Origin of the sequence: Planosporangium thailandense (assembly GCF_011947195.1) — a bacterium.
Classification (GTDB): domain Bacteria; phylum Actinomycetota; class Actinomycetes; order Mycobacteriales; family Micromonosporaceae; genus Planosporangium; species Planosporangium thailandense.
In genome coordinates, this window is record NZ_JAATVY010000008.1 from 35,801 (window position 1) to 57,251 (window position 21,451).

At 72.2% G+C, this 21,451-nt stretch carries 19 protein-coding genes; 11 read left to right on the plus strand and 8 right to left on the minus strand.

Annotated elements, in window-relative coordinates; genetic code table 11:
- Nucleotides 1-49: 49 nt before the first annotated feature.
- The 4 genes from HC031_RS13740 to HC031_RS13755 form a co-directional block, all read right to left on the minus strand.
- Nucleotides 50-1,432, minus strand: a complete 1,383-nt coding sequence (locus tag HC031_RS13740) for a TolB-like translocation protein (RefSeq protein ID WP_205862713.1) — start codon at nt 1,430-1,432, stop codon at nt 50-52.
- Between the two features lie 107 nt (nt 1,433-1,539).
- Complete coding sequence (locus HC031_RS13745) at nt 1,540-2,121, minus strand: TetR/AcrR family transcriptional regulator (RefSeq protein WP_167925679.1); 582 nt, start codon at nt 2,119-2,121, stop codon at nt 1,540-1,542.
- The gene (locus HC031_RS13750; RefSeq protein ID WP_338090659.1) at nt 2,112-3,290 is read right to left on the minus strand and encodes an acyl-CoA dehydrogenase family protein; all 1,179 of its coding nucleotides are present in this window, start codon (nt 3,288-3,290) and stop codon (nt 2,112-2,114) included. The genes HC031_RS13745 and HC031_RS13750 overlap by 10 nt, the downstream gene beginning before the upstream one ends.
- Before the next feature lie 35 nt (nt 3,291-3,325).
- Nucleotides 3,326-4,336 carry a phosphotransferase family protein gene (locus HC031_RS13755; protein ID WP_167925681.1) on the minus strand — a complete coding sequence of 337 codons (1,011 nt, stop codon included), beginning with the start codon at nt 4,334-4,336 and terminating at the stop codon, nt 3,326-3,328.
- 224 nt (nt 4,337-4,560) lie between these two features.
- Here HC031_RS13755 and HC031_RS13760 point away from each other — a divergent pair, with 224 nt between their 5' ends.
- The 6 genes from HC031_RS13760 (at nt 4,561) to HC031_RS13785 (ending at nt 9,705) form a co-directional block, all read left to right on the plus strand.
- A complete protein-coding gene (locus tag HC031_RS13760) occupies nt 4,561-5,184 on the plus strand; it encodes a cyclodeaminase/cyclohydrolase family protein (protein ID WP_167925682.1) in 624 nt (207 codons plus the stop codon).
- A complete protein-coding gene (locus HC031_RS34375; RefSeq protein WP_167925683.1) occupies nt 5,181-6,014 on the plus strand; it encodes a tetrahydrofolate dehydrogenase/cyclohydrolase catalytic domain-containing protein in 834 nt (277 codons plus the stop codon). The genes HC031_RS13760 and HC031_RS34375 overlap by 4 nt, the downstream gene beginning before the upstream one ends.
- 110 nt (nt 6,015-6,124) lie before the next feature.
- Complete coding sequence (locus HC031_RS13770) at nt 6,125-6,736, plus strand: hypothetical protein (protein WP_167925684.1); 612 nt, start codon at nt 6,125-6,127, stop codon at nt 6,734-6,736.
- A gap of 22 nt (nt 6,737-6,758) precedes the next feature.
- Nucleotides 6,759-7,409 (plus strand): sigma-70 family RNA polymerase sigma factor, encoded by a 651-nt coding sequence (locus tag HC031_RS13775; protein ID WP_167925685.1) that lies wholly within the window; start codon nt 6,759-6,761, stop codon nt 7,407-7,409.
- Nucleotides 7,406-8,128, plus strand: a complete 723-nt coding sequence (locus tag HC031_RS13780; protein ID WP_205862714.1) for a zf-HC2 domain-containing protein — start codon at nt 7,406-7,408, stop codon at nt 8,126-8,128. The genes HC031_RS13775 and HC031_RS13780 overlap by 4 nt, the downstream gene beginning before the upstream one ends.
- A 29-nt stretch (nt 8,129-8,157) precedes the next feature.
- A complete protein-coding gene (locus tag HC031_RS13785; protein ID WP_167925686.1) occupies nt 8,158-9,705 on the plus strand; it encodes a potassium/proton antiporter in 1,548 nt (515 codons plus the stop codon).
- Here the strand turns inward: HC031_RS13785 and HC031_RS13790 are convergent.
- The 3 genes from HC031_RS13790 to HC031_RS13800 are packed head-to-tail and all read right to left on the minus strand — an operon-like array spanning nt 9,681 to nt 12,521.
- Nucleotides 9,681-10,406, minus strand: a complete 726-nt coding sequence (locus HC031_RS13790; protein ID WP_167925687.1) for a methyltransferase domain-containing protein — start codon at nt 10,404-10,406, stop codon at nt 9,681-9,683. The genes HC031_RS13785 and HC031_RS13790 overlap by 25 nt on opposite strands.
- 47 nt (nt 10,407-10,453) lie before the next feature.
- Nucleotides 10,454-12,067, minus strand: coding sequence for an MFS transporter (locus tag HC031_RS13795; RefSeq protein ID WP_167925688.1), 1,614 nt, complete (start codon nt 12,065-12,067; stop codon nt 10,454-10,456).
- A gap of 10 nt (nt 12,068-12,077) precedes the next feature.
- Nucleotides 12,078-12,521: a Rieske (2Fe-2S) protein gene (locus tag HC031_RS13800; protein ID WP_167925689.1), complete on the minus strand. Its 444-nt coding sequence runs from the start codon at nt 12,519-12,521 to the stop codon at nt 12,078-12,080.
- A gap of 153 nt (nt 12,522-12,674) precedes the next feature.
- Here HC031_RS13800 and HC031_RS13805 point away from each other — a divergent pair, with 153 nt between their 5' ends.
- The gene (locus HC031_RS13805) at nt 12,675-13,469 is read left to right on the plus strand and encodes an STAS domain-containing protein (protein ID WP_167925690.1); all 795 of its coding nucleotides are present in this window, start codon (nt 12,675-12,677) and stop codon (nt 13,467-13,469) included.
- A gap of 99 nt (nt 13,470-13,568) precedes the next feature.
- Nucleotides 13,569-14,720 carry a SigB/SigF/SigG family RNA polymerase sigma factor gene (locus HC031_RS13810; protein ID WP_240942482.1) on the plus strand — a complete coding sequence of 384 codons (1,152 nt, stop codon included), beginning with the start codon at nt 13,569-13,571 and terminating at the stop codon, nt 14,718-14,720.
- A 99-nt stretch (nt 14,721-14,819) separates the two neighbouring features.
- Here the strand turns inward: HC031_RS13810 and mptB are convergent, their stop codons facing one another.
- Nucleotides 14,820-16,322, minus strand: a complete 1,503-nt coding sequence (gene mptB, locus HC031_RS13815) for a polyprenol phosphomannose-dependent alpha 1,6 mannosyltransferase MptB (protein WP_167925691.1) — start codon at nt 16,320-16,322, stop codon at nt 14,820-14,822.
- 178 nt (nt 16,323-16,500) lie between these two features.
- On the opposite strand from mptB, the gene HC031_RS33085 reads away from it, so the two are divergent.
- The 3 genes from HC031_RS33085 to HC031_RS13830 are packed head-to-tail and all read left to right on the plus strand — an operon-like array spanning nt 16,501 to nt 21,366.
- A complete protein-coding gene (locus HC031_RS33085; protein WP_240942483.1) occupies nt 16,501-18,351 on the plus strand; it encodes a DUF4331 domain-containing protein in 1,851 nt (616 codons plus the stop codon).
- 1 nt (nt 18,352) lies between these two features.
- Nucleotides 18,353-19,819: a tetratricopeptide repeat protein gene (locus HC031_RS13825; RefSeq protein WP_167925692.1), complete on the plus strand. Its 1,467-nt coding sequence runs from the start codon at nt 18,353-18,355 to the stop codon at nt 19,817-19,819.
- On the plus strand, nt 19,816-21,366 hold the full coding sequence (locus tag HC031_RS13830) for a hypothetical protein (RefSeq protein WP_205862715.1): 1,551 nt from the start codon (nt 19,816-19,818) through the stop codon (nt 21,364-21,366). The genes HC031_RS13825 and HC031_RS13830 overlap by 4 nt, the downstream gene beginning before the upstream one ends.
- Nucleotides 21,367-21,451: the final 85 nt, after the last annotated feature.

The window sequence follows — 21,451 nt, forward strand, 5'->3', positions numbered from 1 at the left end:
GAGGCGACCGGGCATCGGATCGAGTTTTTTCTATCGCGAGCCGCGAGGCTTACGGCTTCAGTTGCCGGACGAACACGTCCGAGACCTTGTTGGTGTCGCCGGCGACGAGGTTCGTCGCGTCGGATACGAACAGGACGAACCGACCGTCCGCCGAGAAGACCGGAACAAAGCTGCCCCAGTAGCCGTTGCTCTGCCCGCCGCTCGTGGCGACGCTGACCCGGGTGGTGGTGCCAGCGACCCGGTCCCGCACGAACACGTCCGAAACCTTGTTGGTGTCCCCGGACACGAGGTTCGACGCATCGGATTCGAACGCTACGTACCGGCCGTCCGCCGAGATCGACGGCCAGTCGCTGAAGCCGTTGCTCTGCCCACCCTTGGTGGCGACGCTGACCCGGGTGGTGGTGCCCGCGACCCGGTCCCGCACGAACACGTCCCAGTCTCCGTTGCTGTCCCCGGACACCAGATTCGTGGCGGCGGACATGAACGCGACGTACCGGCCGTCGGAGGAGATCGACGGTTCGAAGCTGGGCAGGTCGGCCTGCCGTCCGCCGGCGCCAACGCTCACCCGCGTGGTGGTGCCGGCGACCCGGTCCCGCACGAATACGTCTTCCCGGCCATTGGTGTCCCCGGTGACCAGATTGGACGCGAAGGAGTTGAACACCACGTAGCGACCGTTCGCACTTATCGCGGTTTCATCGCCGTCCACGTCGCCCCCAGCGCTCCAAGCGTTGGCCTGCACGCCCTTGCTGGAGACGCTGACCCGGGTGGTGGTGCCGGCGACGCGGTCCCGCACGAACACGTCGGACGTCTTGTTGGTGTCCCCGGTGACCAGGTTCGACGCGAAGGAGGCGAAGGCGACGTACCGGCCGTCCGCCGAAATCTTCGGATAGTAGCTCTGGCCGTTGGCCTGTCCGCCGCCGTTGGCGACGCTGACCCGGGTTGTGGTGCCCGCGACCCGGTCCCGCACGAACACGTCGTCGGTCTTGTTGGTGTCCCCGGCCACCAGGTTGGACGCATCAGACATGAACGCGACGTACCGACCGTCCGCCGAGATCGACACCCCGCGGCTCGTCCCGTTGGCCTGGCGGCCACCGGTGGCGACGCTGACCCGGGTGGTGGTACCGGCGACCCGGTCCCGTACGAAGATGTCGCCGGTTCCGTTGGTGTCTCCGGCCACCAGATTCGACGCCTGCGAGTAGAACGCGACGTACCGGCCGTTCGCCGAGATCGCCGAAACACCGGCGGACTTGTTGCCCTGCACCTTGCTGGTCGAGACGCTCACCCGGGTGGTGGTGGGGGTGAAGGCGGTAGCCGCCGCGGCCGGCTGTTCGGCAACGGCGATGCCGGCCAGTACGGAGGCCGCCACGACGGGCAGGGCGATCGCACGTCGGGCGGATCGACCGTTGTTCACGAGACGTGTCGAGATGGTCACAGTACGAGTTTGAGATCTTGCCGGACAAGCGGTGAGAGATCGTCGATCACGCCGATCCGGACGGTCGGACGATCAACCACGCCAACCGGATGACAAGGCCCACGGCGCTACGCCGCCGGTGACAGGCCGGCAAGTACGAAGTCCGCGACCTCGTCGGCGAGCTGCCGGGGCGACTTCGGGCCGTCGGGCTGGTACCACTGCGGCAACTGGTTGACGATGCCGAAGACGATCAGCGTGACCGTGTCCGCCGAGGCGACCGCCGCGAACGCGCCGTCGGCCTGCCCCCGCGCGACCAGGTCCCGGAACGTCTCGTGGTACCTGCGCCGCTGCGCCCGCAGCGCCGCCATCGGTCCGGCCGCGAGCTTGTGCATCTCCCGGGCGAACACCGCCGCCTCGGCCAGCCGGGCGGTGGTGGTCTCGATGAGATCGACGATGACCGCACGGATCACCTCGCCGGGCAGGCCGCCGGCGGCGAGGATCCGGTCCAGGTCGGCCAGCTGCTGGCTGATCAGCCCGTGGTAGATCTCGTAAAGCAGGTCGTCTTTGGACCTGAAGTAGTGGTACATCGCGCCCTTGGTGACCGCGGCCCGTTCGACGATCTCCTGTACCGAGGTGCCGTCGAACCCCTTCTCCGCGAACAGCTCGACGGCCGCATCGAGCAAGCGGGTCTGAACGGCACTCAGCGCCATCTGGCCAGCTCCCGACGCGCCACCGAGCGGCGGTGCACCTCGTCCGGCCCGTCGGCGAGCTGGAGGGTACGCGCCTGCGCGTACAGGTTCGCCAGCGGCGTGTCCTGGCTGACGCCCGCGCCGCCGTGGGCCTGGATGGCCTTGTCGATGACCCACCGCGCGGTCTCCGGGGCGACCACCTTGATCGCCGAGATCTCCATGGCCGCGCCCTTGTTGCCGACCGTGTCCATCAGCCAGGCGGTCTTGAGGGTCAGCAATCGGGCCTGCTCCAGCCGGATCCGCGCCTCCGCGATCCACTCCTGCACCACGCCGTGCTGAGCGATGGCGACACCGAACGTCTGCCGGGCGAGCACCCGCTGGCACATCAGGTCGAGCGCGCGCTCGCCCATGCCGATCAGCCGCATGCAGTGGTGGATGCGGCCCGGGCCGAGGCGGGCCTGGGCGAGCGCGAAGCCCTCGTTCTCCCCGCCCAGGATGTTCTCCGCGGGCACCCGGACGTTGTCGAAGATGATCTCGGCGTGCCCGCCGTGCGGCGCGTCGGTGTAGCCGAAGACGTGCGTGGGGCGCACGATCGTCACCCCGGGCGTGTCCAGCGGCACGAGGATCATGCTGTGCCGACGGTGCCGCGGCCCGTCCGGGTCGCTGACGCCCATGACGATCGAAACCTTGCAGCGCGGGTTCATCGCGCCGGAGGACCACCACTTGCGACCGTTGACGACGTAGGAGTCGCCGTCGCGCTCGATACGCGTGGCGATGTTGGTGGCGTCGGAGCTGGCCACCTCCGGCTCGGTCATCGAGAAGCACGACCGGATCTCGCCGTCGAGCAGCGGGCGCAGCCACCGCTCCTGCTGTGCCGGCGTGCCGAACATCGCCAGCAGCTCCATGTTGCCGGTGTCCGGCGCGGCGCAGTTCATGGCCTCCGGCGCGATCAGCGGGCTGCGGCCGGTCAGCTCCGCGATCGGCGCGTACTCCAGGTTGGACAGTCCGGCGCCGAACTCGGAGTGCGGCAGGAACAGGTTCCACAGTCCGCGCTTGCGCGCCTCCCGCTTCAGCTCCTCCATGACCGGCGGGGCGTCCCACACGTCGGGGCGCGCGGCAACCTGCTCCTCGAACGTCTCTTCCGCCGGGTAGACGCAGTCACGCATGAACTGGTCGGCGGTCTCCAGCAGCTCCTTGGCGCGGTCACTGAAAGCAAAATCCACCGTTACTCCCCCAGAATCTCGCGTGCCCGCTCGATGAGCCGGGGCACGGCCGGTCCGAACGTCTCGAATCCCGCGCCGACGGTCTTGCCCTGCAGGTATCGGGCGTGGATGCCCTCGCTGATGACGGCGAGCTTGTAGTTGCCGAACGCGACGTACCAGTTCAGCCGCGCGACGTCGATGCCGGTTGCCGCCGCGTAGCGCGCCGCGAGCTCCGCGCCGGTCGGGAACCCGTCCGGCACGGGTGGGATGAGCCTGCTCTGCGCCAGATCCGTGTACACGACGAGCAGCCCCACATCGGCGAGCGGATCGCCGATCGTGGCCATCTCCCAGTCCATGACGGCGAGGATGGTGCTCAGGTCGTGGGAGAACATGACGTTGTCGAGTCGGTAGTCGCCGTGCACGATCCCCGCCCGGGAAGAGGCCGGCACCTCCTCCGCGAGCCGCCTGGTGACCTCTTCGAGCAGCGGTAGCTCACGGGTCTTCGACCGCTCCCACTGCTGGTGCCACCGGCGCACCTGCCGCTCCAGGTAGCCCTCCGGCCGGCCGAAGTCGGCCAGCCCGACGGCCTCGTGGTCGACGCCGTGCAGCCGGACCAGCAGGTCGATCAGAGCCTCCCCGCACGCGCGCGCCCGGTCCGGCGCGACCCCGACCGTGCCGCGCAGAACGACCCCGTCGACGTACTCCATGACGTAGAACTGCGCGCCGATCACGTCGGCGTCGGTGCACAGCAGCAGCGGTCCCGGCACCGGGAAGCCGATGGCCGACAGGGCGCTGATCACCCGGTACTCGCGGCCCATGTCGTGGGCGGACGGCAGAACGTGTCCGAGGGGCGGGCGCCGCACCACGACGCGTTTCGTCCCGTCGCTGACGAGGTAGGTGAGGTTCGAGCGGCCACCGCTGATGACGGAGCCGGAAAGCGGGCCGGTCAACCCGGCACCCGATGCGAGAATCGCCGCCGCGCGCTCCAGGTCGAGCCCGGGCGGGCTGCCTTCCGACACGTCAGCCGACACCATTGCGCCTCCCACATACCAACCGGTCGGTATGGACCGTAACGACATGCCCGGAACGGTGTCAACGCCACCTGGGCCAGCGTTGGGCTATCGACGTTACAGGTCAGTCGTAACGTCGATAGCCCAACGCTCGGCCGTGATCGGCACGGTCCCCGGCCGACGAGCGGCGACCGCGTATCTGCTTAACTCTTGACCGAGAGACACCCGACTTGAGACGGGAGTTCACCGTGCAGCACCAGGAGATCGGCGCCTGGCTGGACGACCTCGCCTCGGAGGCGCCCGCGCCCGGCGGCGGAGCCGTCGCCGCGATGCAGGTCGCCATGGCGGCCGGCCTGGTGGAGATGGTCACCAACCTGACCATCGGCAACCCCCGGTACGCCGAGCACGAGCAGACGATGATCGAGGCCCGCGCGCAGGCGGACGAGCAGCGCCGCCGCGCGCTCCAGCTGGCCGACGACGACGCCCGCGCCTTCACCGCCGTGACCGACGCCTACAAGCTGCCCAAGGGTACCGACGAGGAGAAGGCCACCCGGTCGGCGCGCATCCAGCAGGCGCTACTCGGCGCGGCGGACGTCCCCTGGCGCACCGCGCAGGCCGCCGCCACGGTGCTCGACCTCGCCGAGCAGATCCTTCCCGGCGCAAACGTCAACGTGCTCTCCGACGTCGCGGTCGCAGCCTCCAGCGCCCGCGCCGGGCTGGAGTCCGCGATCGTCAACATCGAGGTCAACCGGACCGCGATCAAGGACGAGGACGAGCGCGCCCGACTCGGCGACGCGGTCGCGTCCATCGAGCGGGACCTCGAGCGCGCGAGCGCGGTGGTGGCATCGGTACGGAAGGGGCTGCAGCGGTGACGCTCATCGACGGACGCGCGATCTCCCAGGCGATCCTGGACACCGTGTCGGCCGACGTGGCGGCGCTGCGCGACGCCGGCACCACGCCGACGCTGGCGATCGTGGTGCCGACCGACGACGAGGCGACCGCCTGGTACGTGCGGTCGATCGTGCGTACGGCCACCAAGGTCGGCGTCGAGGCGCGCCAGATCGACCGGCACGGCATCACCGCCGACGAACTCGTCGCCGAGCTCGCCTCCCTGTCGTCCGACCCGGGCGTGCACGGCATCATCTGCCAGACGCCGCTGCCGAAGGGCGTCACCCTCGACCAGGTCGGTCAGCACATCGCGCCGGCCAAGGACGTCGACGGCGCCAACCCGGAGAGCCTGGGTCGGCTCGCCGCAGGGCTCCCCGCGTTCGCTCCCGCGACCGCGCAGGCGGTCGTGGAGATCCTGCAGCGGGAGCGGACGCCGCTGTCCGGCGTGGACCTGGTCGTCGTCGGGCGCAGCAACGTCGTCGGAAAGCCCGCCGCGCTGCTGCTGCTGGCCGAGAACGCGACGGTCACGGTGTGCCACTCGCGTACGCGGGACCTGGCCGCGCACACCCGTCGGGCGGACGTCCTCGTCGCGGCGGTGGGACGGGCCCACATGCTCGGCGCCGACCACGTCAAGCCCGGCGCGGTCGTCATCGACGTCGGCACCAACCCGACCGAGGACGGTGGCCTCGTCGGCGACGTGGACACCGCGGCCGTCGAGCCGGTAGCCGGCTCGATCACGCCGGTGCCGGGCGGCGTGGGTCCGGTGACGACGGCGCTGCTGCTGCGCAACGTCGTCACCGCCGCGCGCGGCTGAGCCGAGCCGGGGCGGATCTCGGAGCCGGGTGAACCGGTACCGGAAGGTACCCGTGTCATCGGATGTCGACGGTCGGGCAGACGGCCCGCCGCTCATCCGGGAGGTTCACGATGATCCGCCTCCGTACCCGTGGCGGCGCGCTGCTGACCACCTCGGCCCTGATCCTCGCCCTCACCTCCGGCTGCGCCCGCCTCGGGCTGTCGACCACGTCGTCGGCCCGGACCCGGTCGACCACCTCCGGGCAGGCGCCCGCCCTCAGCCTGATCGCGAAGAACGTCGACGGGCTGGGCAGCGTCGTCACCGACCGCGACGGGATGACCCTGTACCGGTTCGACAAGGACTCGTCCAACCCGCCGACCTCCAACTGCGACGGACAGTGCGCGCAGACCTGGCCGCCGCTGACCACCACCGAGACCCGGATCCACCTCGAAGGCGTCGACCAGACCCTGGTCGGCACGATCGCCCGTAAGGACGGCTCGGTCCAGCTCACGCTCGGCGGCTGGCCGCTCTACCGGTACGCCAAGGACGCCGCCGCGGGAGACGCCAAGGGCCAGGGCGTGGGCAACACCTGGTACGCGGCCACTCCACAGGGCAAGAAGGCCGCCGGGACGGCGCCCGCGCCGGGCGGTAGCGCCCCCGCGCCGGGCGGTAGCGCCCCCGCTGACGGCGGCGGGTCGGCTGATACCGGTGCCGCCGGCGACACCGGCGGGACCGGGTACTGAGCGACGCCGGGTGGATGACGCGATGAAAGCAGCACTTGACGAGCTTGCCCGGCCGACCGCGCCGGAGACGCCTCCCCCGCCCGCCGCGCCACTCCCGGCCGTGGCGCCGATTCCTTCACAACGGACGGCGCCGCCGCCGGTACCGGTGGACGGCTCGAAAGCCAGCGGCGAGGCCCTCGTCCGGACGCTCTACGAGGAGCACGGGCGCAGCCTGCTGGCGTACGCCACCCGGCTCACCGGCGACCGGGCGAGCGCCGAGGACGTCATGCAGGAGACGCTGCTGCGGGCCTGGAAGCACTCCGCGACCATCGTCAACCAGAAGGGGTCGGTACGCGGCTGGCTGCTCACGGTCGCCCGCAACATCGTCACCGACCGGGCCCGCGCCAGGGCCGCCCGACCGACCGAGGTCGCCGAGTCGCCCACGACCGGACCGGTCGCCGGCGACCACGCCGACGCGATCGTCGACTCCATGGTCGTCCTGGACGCGCTGCAGCAGCTGTCGGCGGACCACCGGCAGGTGCTGGTGGAGCTGTACTACCGGGGCCGGTCGGTGTCGGAAGCCGCCCAGGTGCTCGGAGTTCCGCCGGGCACCGTCAAGTCGCGCACCTACTACGCCCTGCGGGCCATGCGCTCCGTACTCGACGCCGCAGGCGGGGAGGTGGAGGACCGGTGAGCCCTCCCGATCCGCACCCGCACGACCTGCTCGGCGCGTACGCGCTGGGCCGGCTCGACCAGAGCGAGGCGCGCACGCTCGACGCCCACCTCGCGTCGTGCGCCGGGTGCCGCCGCGAACTGGCCGCCCTGACGGCAACGACGGGCCGGCTGGCCGAGGTGCCCACGGAGGCCTTCCTGGAGGGCCCGCCGGACGGCGGGGAGCTGCTGCTGCGGCGTACCTTGTGGATCGTGCGCGCCGCCCGTACGCGGGGCCAGCGGCAGCGCACAGTGCTCGCCGCGGCCGGTCTCGTGCTCGTGGTGACGCTGGCGGCCGGCGCCGGGCTCGTGGCCGGCCGGGCCTGGGCGCCGGGAGGGACGGAGCCGGCGCAGGGAAGCACGGCGCCCGGGGAGGCGGCGCCGGGTACCAGGCCGCCCGCCTCCGGTGTACGGGTCGCCGCCACCACAGACGCGAAGAGCGGCGCGACGATCAACGCGGCCGTGACCCCGGCGGCCGGCTGGGTGCGCGTCCACGCGGTCGTCGACGGCGTCGCGCCCGGAACGCGCTGCCGGTTGGTGGTCGTGGCGCGCGCCGGCGGTCCGGTCGTCGCCGGCAGCTGGCTGGCGTCGGCTCCGGGCGGCACCTCGCTCGACGGGGCGGCTCTGGTCGCCGCCGAGGACGTCACCGCGGTCGAGGTCGTGACATTCGACGACGAGAAGCTGGTGTCGGCGCCCTTCTGAAGCCGCGATCCGGGCGAGGATTGCGGACGATGAACCTGCACCAGGTGTACGTCCTGCTGTTCGCCGGAGCCGTTGTCCTGCTGGTGAGCGTCGCCGCCGCGCGGCTGGCCTACCGGGTCGGCCTGCCGGTGCTGCTGGCGTTCCTGGGCGTGGGCCTGCTGCTCGGCGCGGACGGGCTGGGCCTGCGCTTCGACAACGCCGGCGCGGCCGAGGCGCTCGGCACCGCGGCGCTCGCCGTGATCCTGGTGGAAGGCGGGCTGAGCACCGAGCTGCCGGTCATCCGGCCGGTACTCGTGCCGGCCGCGATCCTGGCGACCGTCGGCGTGCTGATCAGCGTGGCCGTGGTGGCCGTGGCCGCGCACGTCGTGCTGCACGCGCCGTGGCGGTTGGCGCTGCTGCTCGGCGCGATCGTGTCGTCCACCGACGCGGCGGCGGTGTTCTCGGTGTTGCGCGCGCTGCCGCTTCCCCGGCGCCTGACCGGCCTGTTGGAGGCCGAGTCCGGCCTCAACGACGCGCCGTCGGTGATCCTCGTCGTCGCGCTGAGCACCGCGACCCTGCGTCTCGATTCCGCGCCCCGGCTGCTGGGCGACCTGGTGTACGAACTGGCGGCGGGCACTCTGATCGGGCTGGCCGTCGGCACCGCCGGGGTGTGGCTGCTGCGCCGGTTGTCGCTGGTCACCGCGGGACTGCACTCGCTGGCGATGGTGGCCACCGGAATCCTGGGGTTCGCGACGGCCGGGGTGGCGCACGCCAGCGGCTTCCTCGCCGCGTACGTCGCCTCGCTGATCCTCGGCAACGCCGGGCTGCCGCACCGGCGGACCACCCGGGCGGTGGCCGAGGGGCTGGGCTGGATCGCCCAGATCAGTCTGTTCATCATGCTCGGCCTGCTCGCCACCCCGCACGAGCTGAGAGCGAGCGTGCTGCCCGCGCTCGTCGTCGGGATCGTCCTGGTGCTGGTCGCGCGCCCGCTCGCGGTACTGCTGTGCCTGACGCCGTTCCGGGTGCCGCTGCGCGAGCAGGCGTTCCTGTCGCTGGCGGGCCTGCGCGGAGCGGTGCCGATCGTGCTGGCGACCATCCCGATCGTCGCCCGCGTACCGGGTGGCCGGCCGCTGCTCAACCTGGTCTTCGTCGTGGTCGTCGTCTTCATCGTGCTGCAGGCGCCGGCCCTGCCCGCGCTCGCGCGGCGACTGCGGCTGGTGCCGGCCGTCGCGGGACGGGAGCTGCGCGTCTCGGCCGCGCCGCTGGACATGATCGACGCCGAGCTGATCGAGCTGACCATCGATCCCGGCTCGCGCCTGCACGGGGTGGAGATCTTCGAGCTGCGCCTGCCGGAGCCCTGCGCGGTCACCCTGGTGGTACGTGACGGCAACGCCTTCGTACCGCAGCCGACCACCCGGCTGGTCACCGGTGACCAGCTCCTCGTGGTCGCGACGACCGCGAAGCGGGCGGCGGCCGAACGCCGGCTGCGGGCGGTGGCCCGGGCCGGCCGGCTGGCCGCGTGGTACGGCGAGACCGGAGACCCCGACAGTCCGGCCCCGGAGCGGGAGGGCGATCAGTCGAAGAAGCGCGCGAGGTGAGCGTCGTCCGGGCCGTGGTCGTGCTCGCCCAGCGGGGTCAGGTCGGCGAAGACGCTGGCGCCGTCACAGCCGGCGTGCAGCGGGTACCAGCGCAGCGGGCTCCCGGGACGCCGGCAGATCCCTTTGATCGTCTGGAGGTCGAGCAGCCGTACGTGCGTCGGGTCGGCGACCGCGTTCACATGCCGCCACCACGGGCTGAGCACGTGCAGCACGCCGTCCGGGCGCAGCACCCGGTGACACTCGTCGATCAGCGCCAGGAAGTCGATCAGGTGCTCGAGCACGTGGACCGCGAAGATGACGTCGACGGACCGGTCGGCGAACGGCAGCCCGTACGCGAGATCCGCCAGGACGTCCACTCCGGACGCCGGCAGCAGGTCGACGCCGACGTTCCCGGGGTACTGCTTGACGCCGCCGCAGCCGATGTCCAGCACGACCGGATCCCGCCCGCCGACCCGTACCCGCGACCAGACGGCGAGTACGCCGTCGAGGCGGCCGATGAGCCGGCGTACCAGCAGCAGGTCCTTGTTGTCGGACACGTCTCCGGTCAGGTGCGCGACGCCGCCGTCGAACCGCACGTCGACGGCGATCCCGCGCAGCCGGTCGTCGTGGGCGAACAGATCGCCCGCCGCCTCGGTCAGGTGCCGGTCCAGGCCGGCCAGCCGGCGCTGGCCGTAAGGCGCCGCCGCCCCGATCCACGTCATAGCTGTCCTTTCTCCTCCGCGGTGCGGTTCCTACCTACTCGGCCTAACTACTCGGCCGAGATGAAGTGCATGGTCCGGGGCTCGCCGTGGACGTACCGCAGCGCCTGGTCCTCGATCAACTGATCGGCCTTGGTCATGCGCTCGCCGTGCATGCGCAGGTGCTCCTGCCAGTTGTCCGTGGTGAACGTCTCGACGTACCTGGTGGGGTCGGCCGCGTCGTGGTAGAGGTTCCAGCGGTGCGCGCCGAACCGGCGCCGGCTGTCCCGTACCATCCGCATGGCGTCCTCGAACTTCTCGACGTCCGGTGGCTCGACCTTGTACTCCCGGATCACCAGCACCGGGCCGCTGTCGTGGCCCTCGCGCGGGGCCATGATCGGCTCGGGCCAGACATCGACGATGTCCCGCTCGTAGTGGGCGCCGAGCCGCAGCTGGTAGCTCACCCCGGCGAGCGGGCCGAGCACGACGCCCAGGGCGGCGATGCCCAACGCGAGCGCCACCCCGTAGTGCTGCGCGAACGCGCCCCACAGCACGCTGCCCAGCGCCTGGGTGCCCTGGAAGACCAGCAGGTACACGGCCATCGCACGGGCCCGCACCCAGCTCGGCAGCGACGTCTGCGCGGCCGCGCTCATCGACGACATGCCGCCGACCCAGGCCGCGCCCACGAACGGAAGCACGACCACGACCGGCCACAGCAGACGGCTGGCCGCCACGACCCCGGTGCCGAGGCCGAACGTGACGGTGCAGGCCCGGACTACCGCCTCCAGCCCGAACCGGTCCCGTGCCTCGGTCAGGAACGCGGTGCCGATCACCGCGCCAACCCCGATCAGCCCGAGCAGCATCCCGTACCCGGCGGAGCCGAGGTGCAGCTGACGGGCCGCGACGATCGGCAGCAGCGCCCACAGCGCCACCGCGAAGACCAGGAACGCCGAGACCCGGACGAGCACGGCCTGCACCGGCGGCGAGTAGCGGACGTAGTTCATCCCGGTGCGCATCGCCGCCAGGAACGGCTCGGCGCCGAGCACCCGCGGTTCGGGCCGGTGCGGCCAGCGGATGAGGGTGAACAGGACGCCGAGGAACGACGCGGCGTTGACGCCGAACGCCGCCGCCGGACCCGCTCCGGCCACCACCACGCCGCCGATCGCCGGGCCGACCGCCCGGGAGAGGTTGATGTTGACCGCGTTCACCGCGGTCGCCTGCGGGATCTCCTCGCGCGCGACCAGCCCGGGCTGGATGGCCATCCAGGTGGGCGCCATGAGCGCCCCACCGGCGCCGATGAGGAACGTGAACGCCAGCAGCAGCCAGGGCGACATCAGTCCGATGAAGGTGAGTGCCGCCAGTCCCGCCGCGACCACCAGCATGACGGCCTGCGCGGTGACCAGCAGCCGGCGGCGGTCCATGACGTCGCCCAGCGCGCCGGCCGGCAGGCCGAAGATAACCACCGGCAGGCTCAGCGCCGTCTGCACCAGCGCGACGGGCAGCGCGGCCCTGGTCAGGGTGAGCATCAGCCACTGGGCGGCGACCGTCTGCATCCAGCCGCCCATGCTCGACGCCAGCTGGGCCAGCCACAACCGGCGGAACCACGTGTGCCGCAGCGGCGCCCACGCCGACGAACCGCCCGGCGCACCGGCGGCCGGCGCGGCCTGGGCACCTGTCGTCGTCACGCGCGGGCTCTCAATCCAACAGCCTGACCTGGTCGTTCTGGATCGTGATCGCCCTCGGCTCCAGCGGCCTGGTGGCCGGGCCGCGCAGGACCGAGCCGTTGGCGATGGAGAACTGGCTGCCGTGGCAGGGGCAGTCGATCCTGCCGTCGGCCACCCTGTTGACCAGGCAGCCCTGGTGGGTGCAGACCGCGCGGAAGCACTTGAAATTGCCGGCGGTCGGCTGGGTCACCACGATCTCGTGGTTGTCCAGAACCTGACCCCCACCGACGGGTACCTGGTCGACGGTGGCGACGATGCCCTCCCCGCCCTGTCCCGGTGCGGCCGTGCGGGGTCCCTGCTCCGGGCCGTCCGGGTCCTGGCCGAAGGGAAGGCGCTCGGTGGCGCACCCGCCGACGGCCAGCCCGCCGAGCGTGACGCCACCGACCAGCACGCCGCGCCTCGTGATGTGTCCCATCGGGCTGCCTTCCGTGCACTTACGGCTGGTCCCGCTACCCGGCGTCGACCCGGATATGCGCACACACGCAACGACGATGGTTACCGAAGCGCGGACGGGGTAGTCGCGCTGCCGATAGAGCTCGCGAAAGATCCGCGGCCATAAGGAGAGACCGTGCTACCGCGAACGTTTCGGACGAGGCGGAAGGAGGCCGGCGGGCCCGGCCCGGACCTGTCCTGCCGCGTCGAGCGGCAGTCTCCCGTCGCACTGGTGCGCCTCGCCGGAACGCTGACGGTCGAGACCGCCCCCGCCGTCCGCGCGACGCTGCTCCAGTGCCTGGCCAGCCAGCCCGAGCTGATCGTGGTTGACGTGTCGACGCTGGACACCGATGACGACATCGTACTTTCTGTTCTGCCGTCCATGGCGAGCCACGCCGCGGCGTGGCCCGGCGCGTCGCTCGTACTCGGCGCTCCGGGGCCGCAGTTGTCGGCCGCGCTGGAGCGGATGGCCGTCTGCCGCTCGGTTCCGATCTACCCCACGGTCGAGCAGGCGCTCGCCAGCCGGGCCGGCGGTCTGCCGCGCCGGCGGGCCAGCCAGGTCCTCAAGCCGGTGCCGCGGTCGCTGGGCAAGGCGCGCACCCTGGTCAGGCGCGCGTGCGCGGGTTGGAAGGTGGACACCGTCACGGACCGGGCCCAGATCGTGACGACCGAGCTCGTGGCCAACGCCCTGCGGCACGCCGGCACGCAGATGGAGCTCACGGTCTCGCTGCGCCAGCGCTACCTGCATCTGTCGGTACGCGACGACTGCCGTGCGGCGCCCCGGCTGGGCGGCTCCGACGACGATCTGGGGACGGACGGGCGCGGTCTGAAGATCGTGGAGGCGCTCGCGGCGGGCTGGGGAAGCACGCCGACCGAAAATGGCAAGGTGGTCTGGGCCACCCTACAGTTACCGGGCAGCAACCGACGGTAACGGGCCACAACCAGGGAAAATGTTGTGGACCAAGTTAGGTTTCAGCCGCCATAGACTTGGAAAGGACGTGGGGTCTCTCCGCGACGATGGGGGCCGCTCATGGCCGAAACCGCACACGTCGAAGTCTGGCGTTTCGACTCGATACATCTAGTCAAGATCACCGGCGTGCTCGACTTCGCCGCCTCGGTGCGCCTGAGGCTGGTGTTGTTCGAGCAGCTTGATGCCGGCGCCGACCAGGTCGTCGTCGACCTTGCTGGAGTTCGGTTGATCGACGCCAGCGCAGTCGGTGTGATGCTGCGTGTACAGGAACAGCTCCAGGAGCGCGGCGGCACGCTGCGCGTACAGGGCGCGCAGGGGCTCGCGCTCGAGGTACTGGAGATCACCGGCTCAGCCAAGGCGCTGGCCGCGTACGATCCCCCGCTCGAACTGCCGCTGTCGGCCGAGCGCGCCGACAACGTCGAGCATCTGGGGACCGACCGGCACCAGTGGCAGGGCCTGTGGGGTGACGAGATCAACACCCTGCTGTGGACGATCAGCCAACTTCCGGCTGACGACCCGCACCGCCGCGAGCTGCGACAGCGCGTGGTGGAGGCCTGCCTGCCCTATGCCGAGCGGCTCGCCCGGCGCTTCCACGGCCTGGGCGAGTCGGCCGCCGACCTCAACCAGGTCGCGGCGGTCGGGCTACTCAAGGCGGTCGACCGGTTCGACCCGAGCCACACGACGGATTTCGCCAGCTACGCGACCCCGACGATCGTGGGTGAGCTCAAGCGGCACTTCCGCGACCGTGGCTGGAGCGTACGGGTGCCGCGCCGGCTGCAGGAGCTGCGGCTGGAGATCAACCAGGCGCGCGAGTCGCTGACCCAGCGGCTGGGCCGCTCGCCCACCGTCCGGGACGTCGCCGACCACCTCGACATCGACGAGGAGCCGGTGGTGGAGGCGATGGTCGCGGCCAGTGGGTACCGGGCCAGTTCGCTGTACGCGCCGACGCACCCCGGCGAGGACGCGATGACCCCGGCCGACTGGCTGGGGCAGGAGGACGACGGGCTGGACGCGGTCGAGTTCCGCGAAGCGCTGCACCCGCTGCTGGCCAAGCTGCCGCACCGCGAGCAGAAGATCCTCAGCCTGCGTTTCTACGGCAACATGACCCAGGCTGAGATCGCCCGTGATCTGGGTATCTCCCAGATGCACGTGTCGCGCCTGCTCAGCCGGACCCTCGACCGGCTGCGGGAGGACCTACTGCGACAGGACTGACGCAGCGGAGGTGGGTGCGGGACAACCGGACACCGGCCCGGCGGGCGCGACTGACGCCCGCCGGGCCGGCGACGACCCCGAGGCCGGCGACGCCCGCCCCTACCGGCCGTCCGTGGGCTCCAGATCACCCTGGGGCAGGTCCGCGCCGAACGGGGCGCCGGAGGTCGGCGCGCCGGCCGGTACGGGCGCCCGGTGGGGCAGGTACCGCCACGCCGCCCACCCGAGCGCGCCGATCGTGGCCGCGAGCACGGCCAGCGAGCCGGGCGCAGCCGTGGGCCGCGCGATGCTGTAGCCGTCGGGCAGCACCAGGAACGCCGCCACGGCGGTGACGGCGATCGGCCAGCGCCCCGGGAACCCGGCCGCCGCGAGCACCGCGATGGGAAGCATCCAGTACCAGGGGAAGAAGACGGGCGACAGCGCCGTGACGGCGACCAGCGCCACGCCCGCGTACCCGACGGTCCGCCGGGCGTCGTGGCCACGCGCCCGCCACCAGATCGCGACGAGCGCCACCGCCAGGACGGCCATGCCGACGTTGCGGGCGGCGCCGACCGTCTGGTGCGTGAGGTGCGCGGTGGCGCCGAACAGTTGACCGATGTACCCGACCGCCATGCCGACCCCGGTGGGCAGCGAGGTCCACTGCACGGTCTGGCTGCTGTACTTGAGCGCCGAGATCCAGCCGAAGCCCAGGCCGGTGGCGAGCGAGGCGGCGCCGTAGGCGACGGCGCCACCGGCCACGACCCACGCCGTCGCGGGGAGCAGCCGGCGCAGCGACCGGTCCGGGCGCACCACCGCGAGCACGGCGAACGGCAGTGCGACGCCGGCGGTGGCCTTGACCGCCACCGCGAGGCCGAGCAGCACGCCGCTGGCCAGCGGCCGCCGGCGGACCGCGAAGAACAGCCCGGCCAGGCAGAGCCCGACCATCAGGCCGTCGTTGTGGGCGGCCGAGACCAGGTTGACCCCGATGATCGGGCTGGCCAGCGCGAGCCAGGTCGCCCGGCCCTCGTCCACGCCGCACGCCGCGGCCAGGCGGCGCACGAACACGGCGGTCAGACATACCCCGGCGATAGCGGCGAGCCGCAGCAGCAGGATCGCAACCCAGAGGTTGCCGGCCGCCACCCGTACCGCCCCGCCGGTGATCGCCAGCGACGCCGGGCCGTACGGCGCGGGTGTGCTGCGCCAGACGTACGACATCGTGTTGAGCCAGGGGCAGGGCAGCGCCGACGCGCCGAACTGGTACGGGTCGAGCCCACCGTCGTACACCGCGCCCTGGCAGGCGTACGCGTACACGTCACGGCTGCCCATCGGGGGCGCCAGCGCGAACGGCAGCGCCCAGATCGCGGCGGTGGTGAACACCCAGCGGGGGGTGAGGTGGCCGGCCCGGCCGGCCAGCAGCCAGGCGGCGACCATCAGCGCGGTGCCGACCAGCCACGCCGCCAGGCTGTACGGGCCGAGTGGCCGAGCCAGTATCCGCGGGATGTTGGTGCGCAGATCGCTGTCGGGCAGCGCGCCCCCGAGATAGGCGGCGACCGCCAGCACCACCGCGCCGAACAGCCCGAGATAGCGGGACACCCGCAGACGATCCGATACTGACACATCGCTCATGCTCGCACCCTTTGTCACGCGGCTCGACTCGGCAGGGGCCGTTCGTGACAACCGGCAAACCTCACCGCCGGAGCCGTCCCGCCACATCGCGACAGCCATCGATCGAACCGCACGCGCGGATCCGCCGTACCAGTGGGTGGTCTCGCGGATATCGACAGCTTGATCGGAAGGGACAGCGATGAAACCCATCCCAGCCACCCCGGCAGCCGCCGAACGCGGCCGGTGGACCCGACGACGACGTGCCGCCGCGGCGGTTGTCGGCCTGCTCTGCGCGGCATCCTTGTACGGACTCGGACCAGGGTCCGCCGCCGCGTCCAGCCACCGGGAGGCGCCCCTGACGGCCGCGGACCCCGCGATCGACAACACGGACTTCTACGCCTTCGTCAGCCCGGACAAGCCGGACACCGTGACGTTCATCTCGAACTGGATACCGTTCCAGGAGCCCAACGGCGGCCCGAACTTCTACCCCTTCGCCACGGACGCGTCGTACATCGTGAACGTCGACAACGACGGCGACGCGGTCGCGGACGTGAAGTTCCGCTGGACCTTCAAGAACATCGACAAGCGCGGCAACAACACGTTCCTCTACAACGACGGCGTGGTCAGCTCGATCGACGACAAGAACCTGCTGTTCCGGCAGGTGTACACGCTCGAGAAGTGGAGCTACGGCGGCTCCTGGAAGACCCTGGTCAAGGACGCGCCGGTCGCCCCGTCGCGGGTGGGACAGGCGTCCATGCCCGACTACAAGAAGCTGCGTGACCAGGCGGCGATCTCGCTCAGCGCCGGTGTGAAGGCCTTCGCCGGCCAGGCCGACGACCCGTTCTTCGCCGACCTGCGGGTGTTCGACCTGCTCTACGGCGGAAACCTCAGCGAGGTCGGGCAGGACACCCTCGCCGGCTACAACGTGAACACGATCGCGCTGCAGGTACCCCGCAGCAGCCTCGCGCTCAAGGGCGACGCCGCCCGCAACCCGATCATCGGGGCGTGGGCGACCGCCGAGCGCTCCCGGGTGAGCATCAACGGCTTCGCCGGTAACAACAGCCCGGCCGCCGGCAACGGCGCGGCCGACCGGGGCTGGCAGCCCGGCGGCAAGGACAACAACAACCCGAACCGGTACGACGCCGGCAGCCGCTACCAGGACAAGAACGCCAACCGCGACAAGGGCGCCGACGGCTACCGCGCCAACCGCGACAACGACCAGGTCCAGGTCTCGCGGCTGGGCAACCCGCTGGTCAACGAGGTCGTCATGCCGGCCGGCCTGAAGGACGCCTTCAACTCGCTGTCCCCGGACAAGGACGCGAAGATCAAGGAGGTCATCGACCGCGTCCTCTACCCCGAGATCCCCAAGCTCATCCAGGGCATCTACAAGATCCCGGCGCCGCCGGGGCCGCGCCAGGACCTGGCCGAGATCTTCCTGACCGGCATCACCACCAAGGCCGGCGGCCCGATCAAGGCCGACCTCAACTCCCAGCTCAACAACACCGACGTCAACGCCAACAAGTTCGTCGCCTCGGAGGAGCTGCGGCTCAACATGTCGGTCGCACCGGCCAAGAGCCCCAACCGGCTCGGCGTGCTCGGCGGTGACCTCCAGGGCTTCCCCAACGGCCGCCGGCTGACCGACGACGTCATCGACATCGCCCTCCAGGCGATGGAGGGCGCGGCGCAGAGCGGCAAGCTCGTCGACGCGCTCAAGGACGGCGACAAGGTCAACGCCAACGACCGCGGCTTCGAGCACGCGTTCCCGTACATCGCCCAGCCGAACACCGTCTCGGTCAACAGCCACGGCGCCTCGGTCAACCCGGAGAAGAAGAGCTTCTTCAGCAGCCTCACCAGCGGGTACGGCGGCGCCGCTCCGCTGACCGTCGGCGCGCTGGCGGCCTTCGTGGCGCTCGCCGGCTTCATGGCCAACCGGTACCGCGTGTCGGTCCGGCGCCGCCGCAACGAGCCCGCGGCCGTCGCGGTCACCGCCACCGGCGCTCCACCCACGGGTGCGCCACCCCCGGACATCCCACGGTCCGACACCCGGTGACATGCGACGACCGCTGATCCGCCAGCGGCTGGCGGCGTCTCTCGCCCTGACCCGCCGGCCGCTGGCGGCCCTGGCCCGCCGGCGGCTGGCGGTGTCCCTCACCCTGGCCCGCCGGCCGCTGGCGGCGTCTCTCGCCCTGGCCCGGTCCATGCCGCTGGCGGGCTCCGTCGCACTGGTCGGACTGATGGCGCTGGCGCTGATCCTCGCCGGGGGCGTCGTCTTCGGCCCGAAAGCCGGGTCCGGTCACGGCGCCGCCCAGACCGGGCACGACGCGACCGTGGCCCGGCCGGCCGACCTCCTCGCCACGACCATCACCCGACAGCAGCAGCGGCTGCGCGCCGTCCCCGGCGACTGGCACGCCTGGGCCGCGCTCAGCGCCGCGTACCTGGAGAAGGCCCGGGTGAGCGCCGACCCCACGTACTACCCCAAGGCCGAAGGGGCGGCCCGCGAGTCGCTGGCCCGCCACCCGGACGACAACGCCGACGCCCTCATCGCGCTCGGCGCGCTCGCCAACGCCCGCCACGACTTCGCAACGGCCCGCGACCAGGCGCGTGCCGCCCTCGCGGTCAACCCCGCCAGCTCCGACGCGTACGGGGTGCTCACCGACGCGCTCACCCAGCTCGGCGACGCGACCGGAGCCACCGACGCGGTACAGCACATGCTCGACCTGCGCCCCGGCCTCGCGGCCTACACGCGCGCCTCGTACGACCTGGAGCTGCGGGGCCGCACCGACGACGCGGCCGACCTGATGCAGCGGGCCGCCGACGACGCGGTCGACCCGTACGACCTGGCGTTCTGCCACAGCCAACTCGGCGACCTCGCCTGGCAGGTCGGCGACGTGGCCCGGGCCGCGCGCGAGTACGCGGCGGCGCTGGCCGCCGACCCGGAGTCGGTCACCGCGCGGCGGGGCCGGGCCCGGACCGAGGCGGCGACCGGCCGTACCGACGGCGCGCTCGCCGACTACGCCGAACTCACCCGGCGCACCCCGACACCGGCGGACCTGCTCGAGTACGCGGACCTGCTGCGCGCCAACGGCCGTGGCTCCCAGGCCGACGAGCAGGTACGCCTCGCCGACGCCGCGCAGAGCCTGTTCACCGCCAACGGGGGCGTCGACGGGCTGGCCACGGCAGCGATCGCCCTGGCGACCGGCCGGCCGACCGACGCGGTCGCCGCCGCCCGCGACGAGTGGGCGCGCCGCCAGCACGTGGACGTCGCCGACACCCTCGCCTGGGCGCTGCACATCGCGGGCAAGGACGCCGAAGCGTCGGTGTACGCGCAGCGGGTCGCCGCGACGGGGGCGCGCGCCGCCGGGTACGCCTACCACCTCGGCATGATCGAGCTGGCCCTCGGCCAGCGGGACGCGGCCCGCGCCGACCTGACCCGGGCGCTGCGGACCAACCCGAACTTCTCGCCGGTCGACGCGCCCGCGGCGCGCAAGGCACTCGCCGACCTGGGGGCGACGCCGTGAAGCGCCTCGTGCTCGTCCTGCTGGCAGGTGTGTTCGGCGTTCTCGCCTTCCCGTCGGGCCGTGCCGACGCCCACCCGCTCGGCAACTTCTCGGTCAACCAGTACGAGGGGCTGACCCTGCGACCGGACCGGATCGAGGTCACCGCGGTCGTCGACACCGCCGAGATCCCCACGCTGCAGGAGCGCGCGGACGTCGACGCCAACCACGACGGCCAGGCCGACGAGGCCGAACGGGCCGCGTACGCGGCGAAGACCTGCCGCGAGCTGGCCGGCGGCTTCGAGGTCCAGGCGGCGGGCAAGCGTCTGGAGTGGACGGTGACCGGGCCGGCGTTCGAGTACGCGCCGGGCGCGGGCGGTCTGCAGACGAGCCGGCTGACCTGTACGCTCACCGGCCCGGCGAAGCTCGGCGCGGGGGCGGGCGTCACGGTCACCAACCGGTGGCGCACCGACCGGGTCGGCTGGCGGGAGATGACCGCCGTCGGCGACGGGGTACGACTGGTCGACTCCCCGCTGCCGGCGCGCAGCGTCAGCGACCAGCTCCGGTCGTACCCGGCCGATCTGCTCTCCTCGCGGCTGGACGTACGTACCGCCTCGCTGCGGACCCAGCCGGCGGGCAGCGGCGCGGACGCCCGCGGCTCGGGGGTCCGACCGGCCGCCGCCGTCGCCGGGTCCGACCCGGTGACCCGGTGGATGAACGCCGCGGACCGGCGGCTGCAGCAGGTGGCCGCCGGGCGGCGGATCACGCCGGTGGTGGGGATCCTGGCGGTCCTCGCGGCGGTGCTGCTGGGGGCCGGCCACGCGGCGCTGCCCGGGCACGGCAAGACGGTGATGGCCGCCTACCTGGCGGGAGAGCGCGGCCGCGTACGCGACGCGATGGTCGTCGGCGCCACCGTCACGCTGACCCACACGGGCGCGGTCCTGGTGATCGGCGCGCTGTTGAGCGCGTCGAGCGCGCTGGCCGGCGACCGCCTACTCGGCTACCTCGGCCTGGCCAGCGGCATCCTGGTGACCGCGGTCGGCGTCGGCATGCTGGTGGGCGCGCTCCGCCGCCGGGGTGGTCACGGCCACTCCCATCACGGCCACTCCCACTCGCATCACGGTCACGGCCACTCCCACTCGCATGGCGACCACTCGCCTCACGGCCACCCCCACTCGCATGGCGACCACTCGCATCACGACCACGACCACGGCGGCTCGACCCGCGTGGGGAAGCTCGGGCTGGCGGGCATCGGGCTCGCCGGCGGCCTCGTACCGAGCCCGTCGGCCCTCGTCGTCCTCCTCGGCGCGATCGGCCTGGGCCGCGCCGGTTTCGGGATCCTGCTCGTCGTCGGGTACGGGCTGGGCATGGCCGCCGCGCTGACCGGAGCCGGCCTGCTCCTGCTGTTCGTCTCGCGCCGCGTCACGGCCACGGCCCGCTGGCCGCGACTGGTCCGGCGGCTGTCGCCGTTCCTGGCCCGGGTGCCCGCGGCGACATCCACCCTGACCGCGGGTCTGGTGACGATCGTCGGTCTCGGGCTGGCGCTGCGCGCCGCCGCCGGGGTGCTCTGACGCCTCCTGCATGATCCTGAAGGATTTTCCGTGCCGGTACCCGGAGAATCCTTCAGGATCATGGTGGTTACCGGCCAGCTAGCCT